Source organism: Kaistella haifensis DSM 19056, from assembly GCF_000735695.2.
Taxonomy (GTDB): Bacteria; Bacteroidota; Bacteroidia; order Flavobacteriales; family Weeksellaceae; genus Kaistella; species Kaistella haifensis.
Genome location: NZ_JASZ02000003.1, coordinates 12,754 through 32,948, shown reverse-complemented (window position 1 = coordinate 32,948; position 20,195 = coordinate 12,754). Strand labels below are relative to the sequence as shown.

General features: G+C 36.3%; 16 protein-coding genes, 3 tRNA genes, 1 pseudogene and 1 riboswitch. Of the genes and pseudogenes, 7 read left to right on the top strand and 13 right to left on the bottom strand.

All coding sequences use genetic code 11. The features are described 5' to 3' along the window. Nucleotides 1-66: 66 nt before the first annotated feature. Complete coding sequence (locus AP75_RS02610) at nucleotides 67-465, bottom strand: hypothetical protein (protein ID WP_031502672.1); 399 nt, start codon at nucleotides 463-465, stop codon at nucleotides 67-69. Then, nucleotides 455-1,258 carry a hypothetical protein gene (locus AP75_RS02605; protein ID WP_088263533.1) on the bottom strand — a complete coding sequence of 268 codons (804 nt, stop codon included), beginning with the start codon at nucleotides 1,256-1,258 and terminating at the stop codon, nucleotides 455-457. Before AP75_RS02605 ends, AP75_RS02610 begins: the two co-directional genes overlap by 11 nt. Beyond that, a riboswitch (SAM-I-IV-variant riboswitch) is annotated at nucleotides 1,249-1,353 on the bottom strand. (Overlaps the previous gene by 10 nt.) A gap of 332 nt (nucleotides 1,354-1,685) precedes the next feature. Here AP75_RS02605 and AP75_RS02600 point away from each other — a divergent pair. From AP75_RS02600 to AP75_RS02575, 6 genes and pseudogenes are all read left to right on the top strand, one after another. Next, nucleotides 1,686-1,949 (top strand): transposase, encoded by a 264-nt coding sequence (locus AP75_RS02600; protein ID WP_031502139.1) that lies wholly within the window; start codon nucleotides 1,686-1,688, stop codon nucleotides 1,947-1,949. 249 nt (nucleotides 1,950-2,198) lie between these two features. Beyond that, nucleotides 2,199-3,311, top strand: a complete 1,113-nt coding sequence (locus tag AP75_RS02595) for a porin (protein WP_394335367.1) — start codon at nucleotides 2,199-2,201, stop codon at nucleotides 3,309-3,311. A gap of 14 nt (nucleotides 3,312-3,325) precedes the next feature. After that, on the top strand, nucleotides 3,326-4,756 hold the full coding sequence (locus AP75_RS02590; RefSeq protein ID WP_031502137.1) for an anion permease: 1,431 nt from the start codon (nucleotides 3,326-3,328) through the stop codon (nucleotides 4,754-4,756). Between the two features lie 16 nt (nucleotides 4,757-4,772). Then, nucleotides 4,773-5,429, top strand: coding sequence for a succinate dehydrogenase cytochrome b subunit (locus AP75_RS02585; RefSeq protein ID WP_031502136.1), 657 nt, complete (start codon nucleotides 4,773-4,775; stop codon nucleotides 5,427-5,429). A gap of 11 nt (nucleotides 5,430-5,440) precedes the next feature. Next, nucleotides 5,441-7,357 (top strand): annotated as a pseudogene (locus tag AP75_RS02580) (fumarate reductase/succinate dehydrogenase flavoprotein subunit). Nucleotides 7,358-7,370: 13 nt separating this feature from the next. Next, nucleotides 7,371-8,126 carry a succinate dehydrogenase/fumarate reductase iron-sulfur subunit gene (locus AP75_RS02575; protein WP_088263532.1) on the top strand — a complete coding sequence of 252 codons (756 nt, stop codon included), beginning with the start codon at nucleotides 7,371-7,373 and terminating at the stop codon, nucleotides 8,124-8,126. Nucleotides 8,127-8,269: 143 nt separating this feature from the next. Here AP75_RS02575 and AP75_RS02570 read toward each other — a convergent pair whose 3' ends face one another. From AP75_RS02570 to AP75_RS02535, 8 genes are all read right to left on the bottom strand, one after another. Next, complete coding sequence (locus tag AP75_RS02570) at nucleotides 8,270-9,298, bottom strand: NAD(P)/FAD-dependent oxidoreductase (RefSeq protein WP_088263531.1); 1,029 nt, start codon at nucleotides 9,296-9,298, stop codon at nucleotides 8,270-8,272. 78 nt (nucleotides 9,299-9,376) lie between these two features. Then, complete coding sequence (porN, locus tag AP75_RS02565; RefSeq protein ID WP_228406785.1) at nucleotides 9,377-10,258, bottom strand: type IX secretion system ring subunit PorN/GldN; 882 nt, start codon at nucleotides 10,256-10,258, stop codon at nucleotides 9,377-9,379. A 245-nt stretch (nucleotides 10,259-10,503) separates the two neighbouring features. Beyond that, complete coding sequence (porM, locus tag AP75_RS02560) at nucleotides 10,504-12,063, bottom strand: type IX secretion system motor protein PorM/GldM (protein WP_088263529.1); 1,560 nt, start codon at nucleotides 12,061-12,063, stop codon at nucleotides 10,504-10,506. A gap of 54 nt (nucleotides 12,064-12,117) precedes the next feature. After that, nucleotides 12,118-12,804 (bottom strand): type IX secretion system motor protein PorL/GldL, encoded by a 687-nt coding sequence (gene porL, locus AP75_RS02555; protein ID WP_034767088.1) that lies wholly within the window; start codon nucleotides 12,802-12,804, stop codon nucleotides 12,118-12,120. A 40-nt stretch (nucleotides 12,805-12,844) separates the two neighbouring features. Beyond that, nucleotides 12,845-14,263, bottom strand: coding sequence for a T9SS ring complex lipoprotein PorK/GldK (gene porK, locus AP75_RS02550; protein ID WP_088263528.1), 1,419 nt, complete (start codon nucleotides 14,261-14,263; stop codon nucleotides 12,845-12,847). Nucleotides 14,264-14,374: 111 nt separating this feature from the next. After that, nucleotides 14,375-16,228 (bottom strand): glutamine--fructose-6-phosphate transaminase (isomerizing), encoded by a 1,854-nt coding sequence (gene glmS / locus AP75_RS02545; RefSeq protein ID WP_088263527.1) that lies wholly within the window; start codon nucleotides 16,226-16,228, stop codon nucleotides 14,375-14,377. A 29-nt stretch (nucleotides 16,229-16,257) separates the two neighbouring features. Next, complete coding sequence (locus AP75_RS02540) at nucleotides 16,258-17,841, bottom strand: DUF4270 family protein (protein ID WP_031502894.1); 1,584 nt, start codon at nucleotides 17,839-17,841, stop codon at nucleotides 16,258-16,260. Between the two features lie 16 nt (nucleotides 17,842-17,857). Next, nucleotides 17,858-18,628 carry a glycogen/starch synthase gene (locus AP75_RS02535; RefSeq protein ID WP_088263526.1) on the bottom strand — a complete coding sequence of 257 codons (771 nt, stop codon included), beginning with the start codon at nucleotides 18,626-18,628 and terminating at the stop codon, nucleotides 17,858-17,860. 195 nt (nucleotides 18,629-18,823) lie between these two features. Here AP75_RS02535 and panC point away from each other — a divergent pair, with 195 nt between their 5' ends. After that, nucleotides 18,824-19,672 carry a pantoate--beta-alanine ligase gene (gene panC / locus AP75_RS02530; RefSeq protein WP_088263525.1) on the top strand — a complete coding sequence of 283 codons (849 nt, stop codon included), beginning with the start codon at nucleotides 18,824-18,826 and terminating at the stop codon, nucleotides 19,670-19,672. Between the two features lie 105 nt (nucleotides 19,673-19,777). Here the strand turns inward: panC and AP75_RS02525 are convergent. From AP75_RS02525 to AP75_RS02515, 3 genes are all read right to left on the bottom strand, one after another. Next, nucleotides 19,778-19,850, bottom strand: a tRNA-Lys gene (locus AP75_RS02525). 83 nt (nucleotides 19,851-19,933) lie between these two features. Continuing rightward, nucleotides 19,934-20,019: transfer RNA gene (locus tag AP75_RS02520), tRNA-Leu, on the bottom strand. A 36-nt stretch (nucleotides 20,020-20,055) separates the two neighbouring features. Next, nucleotides 20,056-20,128, bottom strand: a tRNA-Lys gene (locus AP75_RS02515). Nucleotides 20,129-20,195 lie beyond the last annotated feature (67 nt).

Here is a 20,195-nt window from a genome sequence, read left to right as displayed (position 1 = left end):
TATTATTTTTTTAATTCACTCAATTTCAATTTTCACAAATTTAATATTTTTATACAAGCAAAACTCTTATTGTATTGACGTCTTTGGGTCAATATCGTCCGATTGTTCAAGCATAATTGTTTTATCTGGAAAAACTATTACCATTCTGTTTTGATTATGTGTAATCATTAATTTTTTGGATAAAGAAATAACATTTTCTTTCATAACACTTTCCTCTAAAGGGAATTTCGGATAATTGATAAAATCAATTTTCAAATGAGGTTCATTTTGATTGTTTAAAACAATATTACAATAACTGATTGATGCACTAAGAAAAATGTTTCTTTCCTCCGAATTTACCAACTGAAATTTTCTTACGGTTTCAAAAACCTCATCTTCAAAAATTCTTTTTTGAGTGTATCCCTTTTCTAAACCAATAAATATTGAGGCTTGAAAAGTTTTTATCGCTGTTTCTCTAATTTTCATCAATTCTTACAAAGGTTTTTAATTCACTTACATATGTAATTCGCCCTGTTAAACCGAAAATTATATTTTCCTCATTACTTATTGGAGACTTGTTAAATCGCTTTTTAAACACTATATCAAGGGCATATAAATACAATCCTTGACGATGCACCCCATAGATTGCTTTTTGGCTGTTATAGGCATTCACAAGCTCCAAATTCGTGTAATCTTCAAATCGTTCAATATAATTTACTATTTCGGCTTTGTCACCTTGTCTTTGCGTGTATACGTGTTTCATGTGTTTGTTTATTTGTGCTAAAGCTGGTGTGGAATAAATGGACTTTTGAACTTCCGAATCTTTTATTTTGTTATAAAAGTTCTCTTTGTTCTTTGATGTGATAATGTCTTGTGGGATTCCTATTTTTAGAAACCAATTATACTTATTGATGATAATTCTATCAACATGATAATAGGAAAGAAATTTAGATTCTTCCGCTTCTGTTAAGAATTCGGTTCGATAACTTTTGAGAATAATATCTGCATAAAACTGATTATGTTTTAGTTTTTGGTAAGGAAATTCTGATAAGTAATGTCTGTATTGTCTGGTTGTAAATGTAAATCTCAGAAATGCTGGAACTTCAACTTTGTCAACTTCCAGTAAGTTTTTCAAATCTTCAACTTCACAAACAGCAAATTCTTTGTAATCAATCCTGCAATAATCCAACCGTGGATGATGCAAAATCTTAAAAATTTTGTCGGAAGTGTTACTTAGCGGTAATGTGCAAAAGAATTTTTGATAAAGTTTGGCTAACATAATTTTCTTATCTTAAGGTTAATAAGCTCATCGTAAACCACCGTGGAATGTTAAATCTCGGTTGGTGAATCATTTGATTCGTCTTGATGATTGGGGACAAAGTTAAAAAATCAAATTCAAATAAATCTATATTTCAATTATTTATTTCATGTAATCCAAGAGCCATACTCTAAGTTGATTATGTTTGTTGATTTTCATTTCACCTGCAATACCTTTTTGTCTTAATGTTTCGACATAATTTTGATACAATTCTTTGTTATCTAAAACTAATTGTGACTTTGGATGAATTTTTAATTTTGATGGAAACGATTCCTGTATTGAAATTATATCATCTTTCGAAAGAGAATTTTTGAATATAATGGTACATGGCTGCTTTTTTCAGACAGGTTAAAATTGGAGTATTAACTTTAACTTTGGAAAAAAAGCAATGAAAAAATCAAGATTTACGGAGCCTCAGATTATCAGGATGATCCAGAGCCAGCAGGAAGGCAAGAAAGTGGCGGAGATCTGCCGGGAATACGGTATCTCCGAACAAACATTTTACAACTGGAAGAGTAAGTATGGAGGAATGAGTCTTTCGGAACTCCAGCGCGTCAAGGAACTTGAAGCGGAGAATGCCCGTCTCAAGCGCATTGTGGCGGACCAGCAGATTTCCATCGATATTTTAAAGGAGGTCAACTCAAAAAAGTAGACCACTTACCAAATGTACTAATAGTGGAGAAATTAATACCATAAAAAACTCCCCATTCATTTTTATGATTTTTGTAAGTTTTCTTAAAAATTTAATCCTATTCCTGTAAAATTTGTAGAGCAATTCACTACCTTTGATATATCTTAACGACTGAAAGTTATCTGCAGGTTACATTTAAAAACCAAGAACTACAATAGCAATATGAAAACTTATTCATCAATAAGAAAGTTTCTTCCAATCTATTTTTTATTGTTCTTTTCCGTTACTAAAGCTCAGATTCTGGATTCTACACAAACCGTCCATAAGCCTGCGGAGTCTGTAGTATATCCCAAACTTCAAATCAAGGGATTATTCCAGGCAAGATATCTCGTAGGGATGAAGGATAATGTAGATGTTAATGGACTTCATCACTTAGATAATAGCGGAACTGACAATAATTTCATGATCAAATACATGAGGGTTCAAGTACGTGCTCAAATCAGTAGGCGAACAGAAGTTGCTGTCCTTGCCAATCTCGCAGATTTTAAAAATGATCCTAAATCTCGAGTTCTTGAAAATGCCTATTTAAAATATACGCTCGATCCAAAATTGGCTTTGACGTTTGGACAATTCAGGCCATTGTTTGGTCTTGAAGAAACCTACCCTATCGATATTAATAAGTCTCTTGATTGGTCCAATCAGTACACAGAATTTGGGAAACTGGGTTGGACTAGCTTTCAGATTGGTTTATCTGCAACCGGACAAATACAGCTTGGGGATATTCCCTTTCAATATGCAGTCTCCGTAGTTAATGGAAATGGTAAAAATCAGATTAATGACAATGACAATGGAAAACAGTATTCTACAAGGTTGGTTTTTGGACTTTTGAAAGAAAACGGTTTAAATATTGGCCTCAATGGTGGTGTGGGAGAAGTAATGGGCAAAAAGATATATGCCGTTGGACTAGACGTAAGTTCACTTATTCATCTTAATCCAAAGTGGAGTTTTGATATGCAGCTTGAAGCAAAACAGGGAACAAATCATCCTCTTTATTTTGCAGTAGCACCTGAATTACGGCCAGTAAATCCAGATGAATATCAAATTCGGGGTGCTTACTTTTTGCCTCATGTTCGGTACGAAATCAATCATAAGAATCTCAGCGCACTTGAATTATCGTGCCGTTATGAATATTTGGATACCAATTTTAGGCTTAATTCAAATCCCAAACAGACCATCACCCCTATGTTTGGATTGGAATTTTTAAAAGACTATGGTGCAAGAATTCAACTCGGCATGCAGTTCGACCGTTATAAACATTCCATTGAAAACACCAGTCAATACAACAACAATCTTTTCATTGTTCAGGTTCAAAGTAGATTTTAATAAAACCAATCATTATGAAAGAAATTAACATTAAAGCTGTTGCAATTACTTTTGCAGTTGCACTTGTAATATGGTTTATACCCGCACCGCAAGGAGTAGCGGAAAATGCATGGCATCTGTTTGCAATTTTTGCAGCCACAATTCTAGGAATCATCTTAAAGGCTGCTCCAATGGGGACGATGTGCATGATGGCAATAGGTTTTACTGCACTTACGCAAGTTGTTGCTCCGGGAGATGCAGGAAAATCAATTACCAAGGCATTAAGTGGTTTTGGAGATAAAGTAATTTGGCTGATAGGAATTTCATTCTTTATTGCAAGAGGATTTATCAAAACAGGACTGGGAAACAGAATTGCTTTCCTGTTCATCAAAGTTTTTGGTAAAAGTTCATTGGGCTTGGCCTATGGTTTAGGATTAGCGGATTTATGCTTAGCTCCTGCAATTCCGAGTAATACCGCAAGAGGTGGCGGAATTATCTATCCTATTATGAAATCGATGGCGATCAGCTTTGACTCTGTTCCCGATAAGCCGGAAACACACAGGAAATTGGGTTCTTATTTGACGTTGAACAGTTATTACATGAATCTTATTGCATCTTCCATGTTTTTGACCGGAACCGCAAGTAACCCTATGTGTCAGAAATTCGCTGCCAACTTGGGAATCAACATCACTTGGATGTCTTGGGCTGCTGCTGGATTTGTACCGGGATTGGTAGCGTTCTTTGTAGTGCCGCTGGTCTTGTATAAATTATATCCACCTGAATTAAAGAAAACCGCCGATGCTCCTAAAATGGCTGCAGAGAAATTAAAAGAAATGGGACCTATTTCTAAAAATGAATGGCTCATGCTTTTGGCATTTTTTATTTTGCTGGGACTTTGGATTTTTGGTGGTGCATTGTCAATTGATGCCACTACTACAGCTTTTATCGGTTTAACGCTATTACTGCTCACATCAGTCTTAACGTGGGAAGACGTCAAAGGAGAGAAAGGAGCTTGGGATACCATAGTATGGTTTGCTGTGCTTGTTATGATGGCCAGTTCTCTTAATGAGCTAGGATTTATTGGATGGTTTAGCAATCTGATTAAAATGGAAGTAGGTGGAATGACCTGGACCATTGCATTTCCAGTTATTATTCTCGTTTACTTCTTTAGCCATTATATTTTCGCAAGTGCTACCGCGCACGTAGCAGCAATGTACGCGGCCTTATTGAGCGTTGGAGTTGCCGTAGGAATTCCTCCGATGCTTTTAGCAATGATGCTAGGGTTTATGGGTTCAATTTATGGAGTTCTAACCCATTATGGTCATGGTCCCGCTCCGGTATTTTTTGGAAGCGGATATGTTGATTTAAAAGAATGGTGGCTTAGAGGGTTGGAAATAGGAATTGTTTTACTAATCATTTATATGGGCGTTGGTGGTCTGTGGATGAAGATTCTAGGGTATTATTAATCATAAAACATACAATATGCTGTCTACGTTATCACGAAAAATACTGATGTGCGCTACCGGGTTGTTCCTTAGTTTCTTTCTGTTGATTCATTTCCTTGGAAATCTTCAGCTCTTTTTACCGCAGGAGCAGGCTCATCTTCAATTCAATGCCTATTCACATTTTTTGTCAGGAAATATAATTATTAAAATCGTTTCGTATGTTTTATATACGAGCATCATCGTGCATGCCGTGGATGGATTAATTATTACTTTAAGAAATCGAAAATCAGGAGGAAATTACACAACCGACAACAGAAAAAGAGCCAGTACATGGGCTTCCAGAAATATGGGAATTTTGGGAACATTGATTTTAATCTTCCTTGTAATTCATTTTCAGAATTTTTGGTACGTCTATAAATTTGGTAATCTTCCTTTGGATGATAATGGAAATAAAGATTTGTACATTTTAGTCATAACTGTTTTTAAAGAATGGTGGTTTGTGCTCATTTATGTGGTTTCAATGATTGCGTTGTGCTATCACTTGATTCACGGAATTCAAAGTGCAGTTAGAACTTTAGGTGTTTTTCATCCGAAATTTGTAAGATGGTTTAAAAATGCTGGAATCGCGTATTCACTAATCATATGTTGTAGCTTTGCATTAATGCCTATTTATATATTCTTCACTAACCGCTAAATTTTGACAGTATGATCTTAGATTCAAAGATACCGGAAGGACCATTAGAACAGAAATGGAAAAATTATAAGAAAACCGCAAAGCTTGTCAATCCCGCCAACAGAAAAAAATTGGATATCATTGTTGTCGGCACAGGATTAGCTGGGAGCTCGGTTGCAGCTTCATTAGGTGAGATGGGATATAATGTAAAATCATTCTGTTTTCAGGACAGTGCGAGAAGGGCACATTCTGTAGCGGCTCAAGGAGGAGTGAATGCCGCTAAAAATTACAAAAATGATGGTGACAGTGTGTACCGAATGTTTGTTGATACTTTAAAAGGTGGAGATTTCAGAGCCCGTGAAGCCAATGTTTACCGAATGGCAGAATGTTCTTTAAACCTTATCGACCAAGCTGTTGCACAAGGTGTTCCTTTTGGAAGAGAATATGGAGGATATTTGAATAACCGTTCATTTGGTGGCGTTCAGGTAAGCCGAACTTTTTATGCGAGAGGACAAACAGGACAGCAATTGCTTCTCGGCGCTTATCAGGCTTTAATGCGTCAGGTCGGAAAAAAAAGCATTCAGTTATTTACGAGACACGAGATGCTGGATTTGGTCATCATTGATGGAAAAGCGAGAGGTATTATTGTAAGAAATTTAGATACTGGAGAAATCGAAAGACACGCCGCCCACGCCGTTGTTTTGGCTACAGGAGGTTATGGAAAAATCTATTATTTATCGACTTTAGCGATGGGTTGTAATGCTTCTGCCATTTGGAGAGCCCATAAAAAAGGAGCTTTAATGGCTTCACCCAGCTGGATTCAGGTGCACCCTACTTCACTGCCTCAGTCAGGAGATTATCAGTCAAAATTAACTTTGATGTCTGAGTCTTTGAGAAATGACGGTAGAATCTGGGTTCCTTTAAAAGAAAATGAAACCAGGCCTCCTAATGAAATCCCTTAAAATGAAAGAGATTATTATCTGGAAAGACGATATCCTGCTTTCGGAAATCTCGCACCACGAGATATTTCCTCGCGAGCTGCAAAAGAAAGAATAGATGCAGGTTTCGGCATAGGACCGTTGAAAAATGCAGTATATCTTGATTTTTCTAAAGCAATTAAAGAACAAGGTAAAGAAAAAATTGAGGAGAAATATGGCAATTTATTCGATATGTATCTGAAAATCACAGGATATAACGCCTATCAGGAGCCAATGATGATTTCGCCATCTGCACATTTTTCTATGGGTGGACTTTGGGTTGATTATGAATTAATGACCACCATTCCAGGATTGTTTGCTTTAGGAGAAGCTAATTTTGCCGATCACGGCGCGAATCGATTGGGAGCCAATTCTCTACTTCAGGCTTCCGTGGACGGCTATTTTATTGCACCATATACCATTGCCAATTACTTGTCTCAGGAAATCCATACCGGAAAAATCTCAACCGATGGTGTAGAATTTGAGAAAGCTGAAAATCACATTAAACAGCAAATTGAAAATTTCATCAACATTAATGGAACAAAAACTGTTGACCATTTCCACAAAACTTTGGGCAAATTACTTTATGATTATTGTGGTTTAGCCCGGAATGAAGAAGGTTTAAAATTCGCCATCAAAGAGATAAAAAAGCTAAAACAGGAATTTTATAGGGATGTAAAAGTATCAGGAAAAGCCGAAGCAATGAACGCTGAACTTGAAAAAGCTGGTCGCGTTGCTGATTATTTTGAAATAGGTGAATTAATGTGCTATGATGCTCTAACCCGAAATGAATCTTGCGGTGCACATTTTCGTGAAGAATTTCAAACCGCGGATGGAGAAGCTTTGAGGAATGATGATGAATTTCAATTTATTTCAGCTTGGGTGTGGAAAGGTGAAAACAATGAACCTGAGCTTATTAAAGAGCCTCTGATTTTTGAAGAAATACAGCCAACTGTAAGAAGTTACAAATAAAACACAAAAACCTATGGATTTACATCTTAAAATATGGAGACAGAAAAATTATCAGAGTGAAGGGAAACTGGTGAATTATGATTTAAAAGACTTAAATCCTCATATGTCTTTTTTAGAAATGCTGGATACTTTGAACGAAAAATTAATCCTGCAAGGTGACGAACCTGTTGAGTTTGATCATGATTGTCGGGAAGGCATTTGCGGCCAATGTGGGGTAATGATTAATGGTTTGGCTCATGGACCATTAGAACATACTACCACCTGTCAGCTTCACTTAAGGTCTTTCAAAGATGGAGATACCATTGTTATTGAGCCATTCCGTGCATTAGCCTTCCCTGTTAAAAAAGATTTGAAAATTGACCGTTCGGCATTTGATAGAATTATTTCTTCCGGTGGTTTTGTATCGGTAAATACTGGTCAAGCGCCGGATGCCACAGCCATTGCAATTACCCATCAAACTGCAGAGGAAGCCTTTGATTCCGCAGCATGTATTGGTTGCGGCGCTTGTGTAGCAACGTGCAAAAATGCAAGTGCTGCCTTATTTACCTCCGCAAAGATTAGTCACATGGTTTTGCTTCCACAAGGAAAAGAAGAACGAAGTGAAAGAGTGTTTAATATGGTAAAACAAATGGATGCTGAGCATTTTGGTCACTGTTCCAACACTGAAGCGTGCGAAATAGAATGTCCACAAGGAATTTCTGTTTTAAATATTGCAAGAATGAATTTTGAATATGGTAGAGCTTTGTTTTTAAGAAAAAATAGTTTCTAACCGATTATAAATTCAGCATCCGAACCTAATCGTCTCAGCGCCATCAATTTTGATGAGTATTTTGCAGAAATCCTCAGTACACATTATCGTTAATGAGGATTTTGTGTATTTAATGCACGGCGTCTATGGCAACAAAATATTAATTATGAAAAACGTTCTAAGGAAACCTCGTCGTTTAGGGCTGCTCCGTTTTCTATAAAATTATACAATTGAGCTGAAAAATAACTTCCGTTCAGAATACCTCTTGCACCGAGACCGTTGAAAATATAATAGTTTTCTTCCGTGGCATGTCTTCCTAAAATAGGTCTTCTGTCTTTCACTGTCGGTCTGAAACCTACTTTTACCTCTACTATATCGAAATGATGCTGATAAATTTCCTGCAATCCTTCTTTCAGTTGTCGAACCGCTACCGGATCTACGACCTCTCCTTTTCCATCTCTATCATAGGTGCCGCCATAATAATAAAGTCCATCTTTTAGTGGAAACAGGAAATGTTTCTTTTTAATGGTAAACTTCGACGGTAATGGTTGAGCCAATTTCACCAATAAATGATGTCCTTTATTTGGTTCTACAGGGATAAAATTAAAAAAAGGATTACGCTTCACCTCCATTCCTTCACAGAAAACAATGTGCTTAAATCTAAAATCTTTATAGGTGTTTTTGTTGAGCGAATCATATTCAAACCGCTCAGAGATAAGGATGTTTTCTTTGGAAAGGTAGCCAAAAAAATCTTCAAAAAAATCACTTACTGCTAACCTTAGAGAATGGTTTACAATCCCGGTTTTAAAAGGATTATTTACACCTTCGGCATAATCAAAATGGGTATTCAGAAAAGGTTGTAGCGTTTCATTTTCTGCTTTTTTGCGCCATAATTTCTGTTCATCTTCATCATGAAAAATACGTTGAACAGGCTGCTTAATGCCATAGTTTCTACCGGTATAAACTTGAATTTCATCTAAGATTTGCTCTAAGAAATTTATTTGTTCATTTGCCATCCAGAAGGTTGTAAATCTTTTGAGCACCACAGGATTTACAATGCCTGCAGACACCTGCGATGCGCCTTTATTTTCATCAGAAAAAAGAACAAAACTCTTTTTATTTTTTATCAATTGATGGGCAAAAAAAAGTCCTGCATAGCCACTTCCAACGATGATATAATCTATATTTTTCATTTTAAAACAAACTTACATTTTGGTTAAAAAAAAACCTGAGTAAAGATACTCAGGTTTTTGTTGTATTACAATGGAATTTTAGTAATTCCACATATCATTTTCCATTTGAAGGATTTGGGCTTTGATTCTTTCGCTTTCTTCCAATTGAGCATCTGCATCACGTGGAATGTAATCTTTGATCACCCCATTTCCTAAACCGTTATTTGATTTGTAAATCACGGTAGAAAATCTTCTTGCATTAAGGATATCGTCAAAACTAATGTCAGAAGCCAAGTTTTTACTATTGAAAACAATGGTATTTGCTAAAACTTCTCTTGCATCTGGGTAATATACCCAGAACAAGTCAATCAGTTCGTCTTTAGAAGCCAAAGGTTGCCCATCTGGTCCGTACTGTCCCATAGTCGCAGGATCTTGTCCCATTGCAGCGATACCCAAAAGTCTATACTTCATTTGGCTATCTCTTCTGTCGATATACCACATCCCTTTAATTTTCAGAACTTTTACATTTTCAGTTTTGGTTTCGTAAACGTTGGTAAATTCTTTTTGCTCCTCTTCGGTAAGTTTACCACCATTTTCGTTCATTTTGTTGATACCAGCGTCACTCAAAACCGCATTTTTAATTCTGGCTTGAATTGCATCTGGGCTTAATCTGGTCATAAACATTTCATCGTCATACACTTCTTTGATTTTACCATCGTTTATGGCATCAAAAAGCACTTGGTATAAAGATTTATTTTTAGAAACCAAACCATCTTCATTGTGGTAAAAAGGTTGGTTCAATTTATCATTCATATCAATAATTTCCCAAACTACCATACTCTTCAAGATATCTTTATCTTCGATATAACCGTAACTCAGTGGTGTAACTTTATTGGAAACTAAAGAGTCTCCTTTTTTTACAAGACCAAGATCGCGGTATTTTCTGAAAGATTCCGGAGATTTTGCATTCAGAATAGACATTGAAGTAATTGGCTCATCAGGCACTTCTTGAACAGCTGGTGCGGCATACGCATTGACCAATGAATCAACATTTCCCATGTTTGCGCCAGCATCAGCTTTAGCGACATTGGTTGTTTTAGCTTTTTTCTTTCTAACAGTTTTTTTCTTTTTTTGAGCATTTAACCCTAGAAAACTTAAAGCTAAAAATAGAAATAGTATCTTTCTCATCTTTCTGGAAAATTATTATATATGATTTTACAACGTAATTATTGTACGTTTATTATGACGTTTCCGATATTCTGCAATTGTTGGTTTCCAAGTCCTGTTGCAGTCGCTTTGATGTTAAATACATAAGCAATATCGCCATTTCTAAGTCCTTTAGTAAGATTAGCTACAGAGCTCATGGAGTTTCCGTTTACAAGCATCGCTGCTTTACCAGGAACTTTAAACATGAAACTGTTTACAGTGAAACTTACAGGGAAATCGAAATCTGGCATGTCAGCAGTTACTCTTTGGTTAGGAATAGAACTTGCAGGCATCGAAACGATGTTTTTGCCTTGTACCTGACCGATTGGCGGCGGAACATTTTTAATTCTGAAAGGGAATGCCTGAGAGATTGTACCTCCTTTAGGATCTCTACCAGAAATCGTTAATGTTACCGTGCTTCCCGCACCAGGTGTTACAGTCCATTTACCACCGCTTCCACTTACAGATGCGCCAGCAGCAGAAAGAGAAATGCCCGACATATCAGCTCCCAAGATTGATCCTGAAACTGGGTTGGCTAATCCTCGGTACAATACATTCATTTTATCAGCAGTTACGATTGCTCCTTTTTGAGCTTTCAACTCTTGAGCACCTGCGATTACTTTATAAGTATGATCATAAGGTAATGAAATCACTTTACCATTCACATCGGTGAATGAAATGGTACCAGCGAATTTATGCTCACCCAAGGCGCTTGTATTAAGGGTAGTAGTTCCTTGTCCGTTTTGTACTGACAATCCAGGCATAGATAATCCGGGAACATTGCTAGAATAATTTCCAATAGCAACAGAAGCCGGAGCAGCTTCACCTTGAATTACAATAGCAGGAGCAGAAACTATAGCTTGATAAGCATCAAACTTGATATCTGCATCTACTTTTTCCTGAAGCATTACTGATAATGCATCCCCTTGGATTCCTCTAGCTGAAGACTGAATGACTTCAAGGTTAGACAATGCCGCAATAAGTGGCTGATTGTAAAACTTGTACTGCAACCAGTTTTTACCATTCTGTGGTTTTGCGAACTCAGAGATCATTTGCTTATTCGTTCTTGCTACCACTTCTTTCATCAATGGATTAGATCCATAGGTTTGGGTGATATAAGCTTTGAAAGCTTCTATTTTTGTTTTTAATTCTTGAGCGGCTTTTGATGGTTTAGTTTCATCACCACCAACAAAAAACATACTGGTAGACGGTTCAGTATTGTTAAGAGCTGCAAAACTTTCTTGAATTTCTGCACTTTTGTTATACTCAGCTTCTTTGCTTAATGAAGTTTTCATTCCTTCAATAGTTGAAACTAAGTCATCAGCTTTTGCTTCTAAACCTTTGTAGCTATCTAAAGGCGCCTGAAAAGTTTCAGGAGAATTTTTTGCTTTTGCTTCTAAAGTCCTTTTAAAGATTGAATTGTTGTTTTCAGTAAGAACTCTGGTTTCTTCCAGAGATCCGGTAGTATCTTTATATGAGCGGATGATTTCCTGGTCGATTTGCATTGCGAGCATTGCAATGAAAACAAGATACATCAAGTTGATCATCTTCTGACGAGGTGTCTGTTTTCCCTGTGCCATTTTTAGTAAATTTTGTTAATAATTTTAAATTTTAAATAAATAATGGTTAGAAAACTATGATTTCATCGCGCTAAGCATTCCGCCGTATACTCTATTAAGATTATTGAGGTTAGAAGTTAATCCTGATAATTCTTCGTTGAATTTTTCTGAATGAGCAGCAGATTTCTGCATATTCTCAACATATTTTTTACTATATTCAGATTGCATTTTTCCGTGTTCTAATTGTAGTGCATAAAGTGCGTTCATGCTTTCCAAGTGGCTTGCCGCTAGAGTCAATTGGTCATTATACTTTTGAGTAGCACCTGTAACATCAACCGTTTTATTGATTTGATCAACAGAATTTGAAAAATTATCAATACCAGCTCTTAATCTTTCGAATAAACCAGCGTCTAATTTAGCATCAGCAAGCATTTGATCTAATTTATCAGACAATGAAACCTGCAATTCTTTTACTTCTGCAGATTGAACTCCCAATGTTGAATGTCTTGGATTTGGAGTTGCGTGTGAATCTAGCAATTCAGGATAAACATTTTCCCATGCATAAGATTCTTCAGTTTTAGGAGGATCGAATGCAAAAATGATAAAAATAATAGCCTCAGTAATTAGACCTATAGCCAACATTACGTTACCAGAAAGTGGTCCCAAACTCCAGTGAGTCATTTTGAAAAGTGCACCTAAAATTACGATTGCAGCACCAATAGAATAAACGAAATTATAAATTCCTTCTTTAGTTTTAAACATGTTATTTGAATTTTTTTTAGTTAAAATTAATTATTTGTTTTTAGTTTGTTCTCTTTTTGTATTTAGCTGAACCTTCAGGAATATCCTGTACAGTTCGGAATCCGATGTAGCTTCTTGCTGAATCTTTTCTTTCGTAATCTCTAGCACCAGTCATTAATAAGTATCCGATATCTTTCCATGAACCTCCTCTTACAGTTTTTCTTGGTTCTCTGTAAGCTTGGTTTGATAGATAAGGATTTAAGGTAGATGCAAACTCATACGTAGAATTATTGTACGGAGATTCTGTCCACTCTGCTACGTTACCTGCCATATCGTATAACCCGTAACCATTTTTTTTAAATTGTTTTACTGGAGCCGTGTAAGTATAGGTTCCTTTCTTCTCATCTTCGATATAATTACCACGTTTTGGTTTGAAGTTCGCTAGGTAACATCCTCTGTCGTCTAGCAAATATGGTAGACCCCATGGATAAGTTGCGTTAGAAAGTCCTCCTCTAGCTGCATATTCCCATTCAGCTTCCGTTGGAAGACGGAAAGACATTGGTTTTTGTTTTTTCTTTTTCAAAGATTCGTTATAATCAGATTTTCTTTTTGATCTATAGTTACAAAAAGCTCTTGCCTGATCCCAAGTAACTCCTACTACCGGATAATTTTTATAAGCACTGTGCCAAAAATATCCGTCGTATAAGGGTTCATTATAAGCATAATTGAAATCCTTGATCCAAACAGTAGTATCCGGATACACTGCGATACTTTCCTTCTTTAAATAATTTGCACCTCTTGATTTATCTTTTACAGCAGATTCCACATCTTCCCAGCTATAAGCATATTGTAATTTTCTAGTATCAAGAATTCTTTCATTATTAATTCTTTCTGCTGGCGGTAAATACATTGATTCTAAAACTTCTGCATATTGCGCATCAGGATATTCTGAAGTTTTCCAAGTCAATGGAACCGACCAGTCTAATTTTTTAGACTCATCATATCCTTGTCTTCCGCCTTGGGATTCCATAAATTCTTGATAAGCTGTTTTCTCGCCACCAGCTTTTTTTGAAGCATAAGCAAAGTCACCGATTGATTTTCCGTCGCCTGTAGAACCGCCATCACCAGCTGCTTCAGCCAACAATGTACGTGCAATAGAATCTTTTACATAATTAACGAAAAGTCTGTATTCTGCATTGGTAATCTCGGTTTCATCCATAAAAAATGAAGAAACAGTAACCGTTTTCAGATTTGCTTTTTCCGGAGTATTGGTAAAATCCTGATCAGCTAAACCCATTACATAGGAACCAGCAGGTATTGCAACCATCCCGTAAGGTCTCTCTGCAACGAAAGATTTTCCTTTGCTTGCAGAAACTAGTTCACCTTTGGTTTTAGATCCAGGTCTTCCTGCAGTTGTGCCTCCTTTCGAACAAGAGATTACAGCAGATGCGGATAATAATAAAAGAAATATTCTTTTCATGCTATTTTTAAAAATTAAGCGGTAATTATATAATTTTTTGGAAAAACAATTATTGTTTTTTTTGGAAAACGAAAAATTGTTTGGATTATTTCGTAAGATTTAACATTTATTTTACTCCACAGTAACGGATTTTGCCAAATTTCTAGGCTGATCCACATTTGCTCCTCTGTAAACGGCAATATAATAAGACAATAATTGCAAAGGAACTGAAGCCACTATTGGAGAAAAGCATTCGGATGTTTCCGGAAATTCTATCACGTAATCTGCCATTGCCGCAACCTGAGTGTCTCCTTTATTTACCAATGCGATTATTTTTCCTTTTCTTGCTTTAATTTCCTGAACATTGCTCACAATTTTGTCATAATGCCCCTGTTTTGGCGCGATGATCACTATTGGCATATTCTCGTCGATTAATGCAATTGGACCGTGTTTCATTTCCGCTGCTGGATAGCCTTCCGCGTGGATATAAGAAATTTCTTTAAGCTTTAAAGCTCCTTCTAATGCTGCCGGGAAATTATATCCTCTTCCTAAATAAAGGAAGTTTTGAGCATTCACAAAATCTTTCGCTATTTCTTTGGTGATCTCATGAGTCTTTTCCAATACTTCTTCCACTTTTTTCGGAATCGCTTCAAGCTCTGTAATCAATCTCATGAATTCCTGATTGCTAAGGTTTCCTTTGTGTTTACCTAGCTTCAATGCAATTAAAGAAAGAACCGAAAGTTGTGCAGTAAATGCTTTTGTAGAAGCCACTCCGATTTCAGGACCAGCATGGGTATAAGAACCTGCATCCGTAACTCTTGCAATTGAAGAATCTACCACATTACAAATTCCGTAGATAAACGCTCCTTTTTCTTTGGCCATTTTTAAAGCCGCCATTGTATCTGCAGTTTCACCTGATTGGGAAATTGCAATTACTACATCGTTTTCCGTAATAATTGGATTTCTGTATCTAAATTCTGAAGCATATTCAACCTCAACTGGAATTCTCGCGAATTCTTCAATTAAATATTCTCCAATTAATCCTGCATGCCAAGAAGTTCCACAAGCAATGATGGTAATTTTTTGAGCTTTATTGATTCTATCCAAATGATCCCAAATTCCCGCCATTTTAATGATTCCCTCTTCAACAAGCAATCTTCCTCTTAATGTATCGTGGATTGATTTAGGTTGTTCGAAAATTTCTTTCAACATAAAATGTTCATATCCACCTTTTTCAATTTGTTCCAAACTCAACTTTAATTCTTGAACTTGTGGAACAATTTTTTCGTTATCTTTTATGGTTCTTATATCCACTCCTTTTTCAAGAGAGATAGTTGCCATATGACCTTCTTCAAGATAAACTGCTTCTTTGGTAAACTCCACAAATGGAGAAGCATCGGAAGCAATAAAATATTCATTAGTTCCCAAACCGATTGCTAACGGAGAACCTAATCTCGCAACCACCAATATTCCTGGGTAATCATCATGCATTACAGTAATTGCATATGCTCCATATACTTCATTTAATGCATATCTCACCGCAGTTGGAAAATCGAGAGAGGCATCCAAATCCATAAAATATTGAACCAAATTGACTAAAACTTCGGTATCTGTTTCAGATTTAAAGGTGAAGCCTTTTTCGGTAAGCATAATTTTAATGGTATCATAATTTTCAATAATTCCATTATGCACTAAGGCAATTTTTCCATTATTAGAAAGGTGCGGATGCGAATTTCGATCACTTGGTACGCCATGGGTTGCCCATCTGGTATGTCCCATTCCGACGTGTGATTTTCCTGCTAGATTTTCAGAAATAGCCACCAAATCATCTACTTTTCCTTTTGTTTTCGCAACCTCGAAACTGGAATTTTCTCGATCTAAAACAATTCCTGCACTATCATAACCTCGGTATTCTAATCTACGAAGACCGTTGATTACTACTTCGTAAGCATCTTGAAAACCTGTATATCCAACGATTCCACACATATTCTATTTATTTTATTCGTTCTTAATTATTATTTTTTTCCATAAGTTAAAAGAAGCTGCGCTCGTTTATCATTCGCCGGGTCGCTACCTACAAACACTGCTCTATTAGGTGTATAAGCTCTTGTGGTGAAATTTTGAGCTCCTAAATTCGAATAAATTGTTCCCATCAGACTTCTGGTTGTAAAATCTGTCGTATAACTTCCTACATTGAGAATCAAATCGTGATTTTCGGCTTCTTTTTCAATAATATTTTTAAAAGTTTGCGTAATTGAAATATCATAATAAGCCGGATTTTTATCTAAATCAAATGGTTTCACTAAACTATACACCGAGTTGTAAGCCATCGCGCTCATGTCTTCCAAGAAATCGTCAAGATATTCCGGTTCGCCCGGTGCTGGAGTTAAATCTCTTTGTCGAACTACAAAATAATTAGGTTTAGCGTAATTATTATTCCAGCTTTGAACATCAGTATAAAGTCTAATTTTCGCTGAGATAATCCCGATTTTGTCTTCGTTATAAAGTTGTTTAATGGCTGCAACAGTAGTGGCAGGAACTCTTACTCCAATTCCTGGCCCTCCCATTCCTTGTGCAAATAATTTCTGATCACCATTAATTTGGTCAATTGTAGCCAAAGCGGTTTCAGATGCTGTTCCTGCTCTGTTGTATTTTATTTCATTAAAATAAGCATTTGAAGCACCTAAATCAAGTGAAAATACAGATTGAGGGCGGGTTGTAGTTCCATTTTCTACAACATCATTCTTATAATACAGATTGACAACAATTGAAGTTGGATCGAAACTAAAGATATAGCCGTCGTTTTCATCAACAGAAACTTTCAACCCTTTAAAATAACGGATAAATGAAGCTACATCTGCCAATTCCGCTGACGAACCTTTTGAAACAATTTTATTCTGGAAGAAAGTAGAATCCATTGGAATTCGAAGGTTTGCCTCTCTTATATAAAGTTCGCTGTTATCACTATCTTTTGTAATTTTAATTCCGCTGATGTCACCATTGAAAACTTTGCTTCCGATAAGCGCTCCAGTAGCAACGGAACGGTTAGAACGAACCTGATCTACATTCGAGCCAAGAAATTCGGTTACCTCATGAACTTTAATATTGAAAACTGTTTTCCCTCCATTCAGTTTAGTTTTACCATATTTGGAGATTGGGTAGGTTGTTACAACTTTTTTTGCTGCTACATTACCGTCAGCATAAATATAATCCTCAGTCGTAGTCGTGGTAACAGAATCTGTAGGATATGTAGGTTTTATAACCATAACCGCTGAATCCAAAACTGCATTAGTCCCGAAATCAGGTTCATAAGACGACATTCTTACCTGAGAAACATAAGCTGATTTTTGCATTCCGAATTGAGATTCGCTGAAAGCTCCCAAAGTAGCGGTTTGCAGTCTAGATTTATCGACTCTTATCGAATCTCCATTATTTACATTGTAAGCAATCACATCGTACGGAGTCTGATTACCTTGTGCACCATCCTGAAAAAATTGAGATCCCAATTGATCTGCATCAGACTCACAGCTCCATAAAATTAAACTTCCCATTACCAAAGATGCGGTAATATTGAGTAATTTTTTAATATTTTTTATCATTAAAATTTAAATTGATTTAGTATAAAGTTTCGATTGATTGCGCATCCAAATACTCCGATTTTTGGGTTTTGGTTTTGTTAAAAGCTTCATCGAGTTCATCTTGTAAAAACTCGTCACCTTTTACTATAACATCTACAAAATCCATGCTTTCAATTACGAATTGCTGAATGCTCGGTTTCTTAAACGCTTTAAGTGAGGTAATATTGTCAAAATTCATTTTTTCTTCTATCGAAGCGGAAAGCGGGGTATCCTCTTCATTATAAACCGACAATACAATTTTAGAATCTTTGAAATAAGAATCGGTTTTGTAGAAAGTTTTTAGATAAATAGGAATGAAAGAAGCCATCCAACCATTCAAATGAATCACATCAGGAACCCAATTGAGTTTCTTGATGGTTTCGATAACACCGCGCGCAAAGAAAATCGCGCGCTCATCATTATCATCAAAAGCATTTCCGTCGTCGTCAGCATACAACTGTTTTCTTTTGAAATACTCTTCGTTATCAATAAAATAAACTTGAAGTCTTTCGCCCGGAAGAGACGCTACTTTAATGATTAACGGCTGATCGAGGTCATTGATGATGATATTCATTCCTGAAAGTCGAATAACTTCATGAAGCTGGAACTTGCGCTCGCTGATTTGTCCAAAGCGTGGCATAAAAACTCTAACATCATTTCCGTCCTGGTGCATTTTTAGAGCCATTTTGCTCACCATTGTCGCCATATTGCTGTCTTCCTGATAAGGGAACATTTCTGTGGTGACATATAAAATCTTTTGGTTCGGCATAAATTCTTCGTTCTTCTTATTAATAAAACAGATTTTTTTCTGTTGTGCAAAATTACAAAATTTTGAGTGAATATTTTTTAATTAACAAATTTTAATGATTTTATTTCAAATCATTCAATTATTCCATAAAATAAATAGATTCCAAACGATCTTTTTTATCGGATTTTTTTATTTTTACACAGTTAATACCAAACTATGGAAATTTTTAAAACTAAGAAACCGCTCCTCGATTTTGTGGAAAGACAAAAAGAAATGGGAAAAAAAATCGGGTTCGCTCCCACTATGGGCGCGCTACACGAAGGTCACCTCTCACTTTATGCACATGCCAGAGAAGAAAACGACCTCGTAATTTCTTCAATTTTCGTAAATCCAACCCAATTTAACAATCCTCAAGATTTAGAAAAATACCCTCGAAATATCAAAAAAGACATCAAAATCCTTGAAGAATCAGGAAATGTAGATGCTGTTTATATTCCGGAAATTTCTGATATCTATCCTGATGTTTTGGAAAGTAAAGAATACGATTTCGATGGATTGGAAAACGAAATGGAGGGCAAATCACGTCCTGGACATTTCAATGGCGTTGGAACTGTGGTAGAAGAGCTATTTCTGCAAGTAAAACCCGACAATGCGTATTTTGGCGACAAAGATTATCAGCAATTAGCCATCATCAAAAAACTTACAGACAAACTAAAACTCCCAATCAAAATACACGGAGTTCCCATTTTCCGCGAAAAAAATGGACTCGCAATGAGCTCCCGAAACCAGCGACTAAGCGCAAAAGAAAAAGAATCCGCCAAAATTATTTACGAAACTTTGGTTAAAGTAAATGATTGGTTCCGCGTCAGCACAATTCCGGAAATTAATCGCCGCGTGCAAGATATTTTTGATGATCAACCCGGGATGAAACTCGAATATTTCGAAATTGTCGACGAAACTACATTGAAACAGACCGACTTCTTCTATAAAGACAAAAGCTACCGTGCATTTATTGTAGTACATGTTGGAGATGTCCGCCTTATCGACAATATGCATTTGGATTAGGAGCACTTCCTAAAAACGTCAAAAGTCTTCCTAATTAAGAAGACTTTTGAGCACCAAATCACAAAATATTAATATGAAAAAAAATTACCCCGAAAGGTAAATTTGTGACCCGGCTGGGATTCGAACCCAGGACCCATACATTAAAAGTGTATTGCTCTACCAGCTGAGCTACCGAGTCTTTTAATTAATAATACCAAAGATTAATAATTAAAATATTTTTTTTAATAAGAAAAATAAGCTACTATTTTTTTTATTTTCTGATGGTGCCTGCGACTGGACTCGAACCAGCACATCCTTAGGAAACCACCCCCTCAAGATGGCGTGTCTACCAATTTCACCACGCAGGCAAAAAAAATCCGTATGGTTACGGAATTTCTCACTAGTGACCCGGCTGGGATTCGAACCCAGGACCCATACATTAAAAGTGTATTGCTCTACCAGCTGAGCTACCGAGTCGGCCACTCTTTTAAAACCAATAATTAAAAAACAAGTTTTAATAATTATTTTCCGTTTTTGAGTGGTG

Bases quoted from the DNA above. Each gene is read 5' to 3' on its own strand.
- panC (WP_088263525.1), top strand. From the start codon at position 18,824: ATGGAAATTTTTAAAACTAAGAAACCGCTCCTCGATTTTGTGGAAAGA.
- porN (WP_228406785.1), bottom strand. From the start codon at position 10,258: ATGTCTATTCTGAATGCAAAATCTCCGGAATCTTTCAGAAAATACCGC.
- AP75_RS02535 (WP_088263526.1), bottom strand. From the start codon at position 18,628: ATGCCGAACCAAAAGATTTTATATGTCACCACAGAAATGTTCCCTTAT.
- AP75_RS02540 (WP_031502894.1), bottom strand. From the start codon at position 17,841: ATGATAAAAAATATTAAAAAATTACTCAATATTACCGCATCTTTGGTA.
- AP75_RS02605 (WP_088263533.1), bottom strand. From the start codon at position 1,258: ATGTTAGCCAAACTTTATCAAAAATTCTTTTGCACATTACCGCTAAGT.
- AP75_RS02610 (WP_031502672.1), bottom strand. From the start codon at position 465: ATGAAAATTAGAGAAACAGCGATAAAAACTTTTCAAGCCTCAATATTT.
- porK (WP_088263528.1), bottom strand. From the start codon at position 14,263: ATGAAAAGAATATTTCTTTTATTATTATCCGCATCTGCTGTAATCTCT.
- AP75_RS02590 (WP_031502137.1), top strand. From the start codon at position 3,326: ATGAAAGAAATTAACATTAAAGCTGTTGCAATTACTTTTGCAGTTGCA.
- porM (WP_088263529.1), bottom strand. From the start codon at position 12,063: ATGGCACAGGGAAAACAGACACCTCGTCAGAAGATGATCAACTTGATG.
- AP75_RS02600 (WP_031502139.1), top strand. From the start codon at position 1,686: ATGAAAAAATCAAGATTTACGGAGCCTCAGATTATCAGGATGATCCAG.
- porL (WP_034767088.1), bottom strand. From the start codon at position 12,804: ATGTTTAAAACTAAAGAAGGAATTTATAATTTCGTTTATTCTATTGGT.
- AP75_RS02585 (WP_031502136.1), top strand. From the start codon at position 4,773: ATGCTGTCTACGTTATCACGAAAAATACTGATGTGCGCTACCGGGTTG.
- AP75_RS02570 (WP_088263531.1), bottom strand. From the start codon at position 9,298: ATGAAAAATATAGATTATATCATCGTTGGAAGTGGCTATGCAGGACTT.
- glmS (WP_088263527.1), bottom strand. From the start codon at position 16,228: ATGTGTGGAATCGTTGGATATACAGGTTTTCAAGATGCTTACGAAGTA.
- AP75_RS02575 (WP_088263532.1), top strand. From the start codon at position 7,371: ATGGATTTACATCTTAAAATATGGAGACAGAAAAATTATCAGAGTGAA.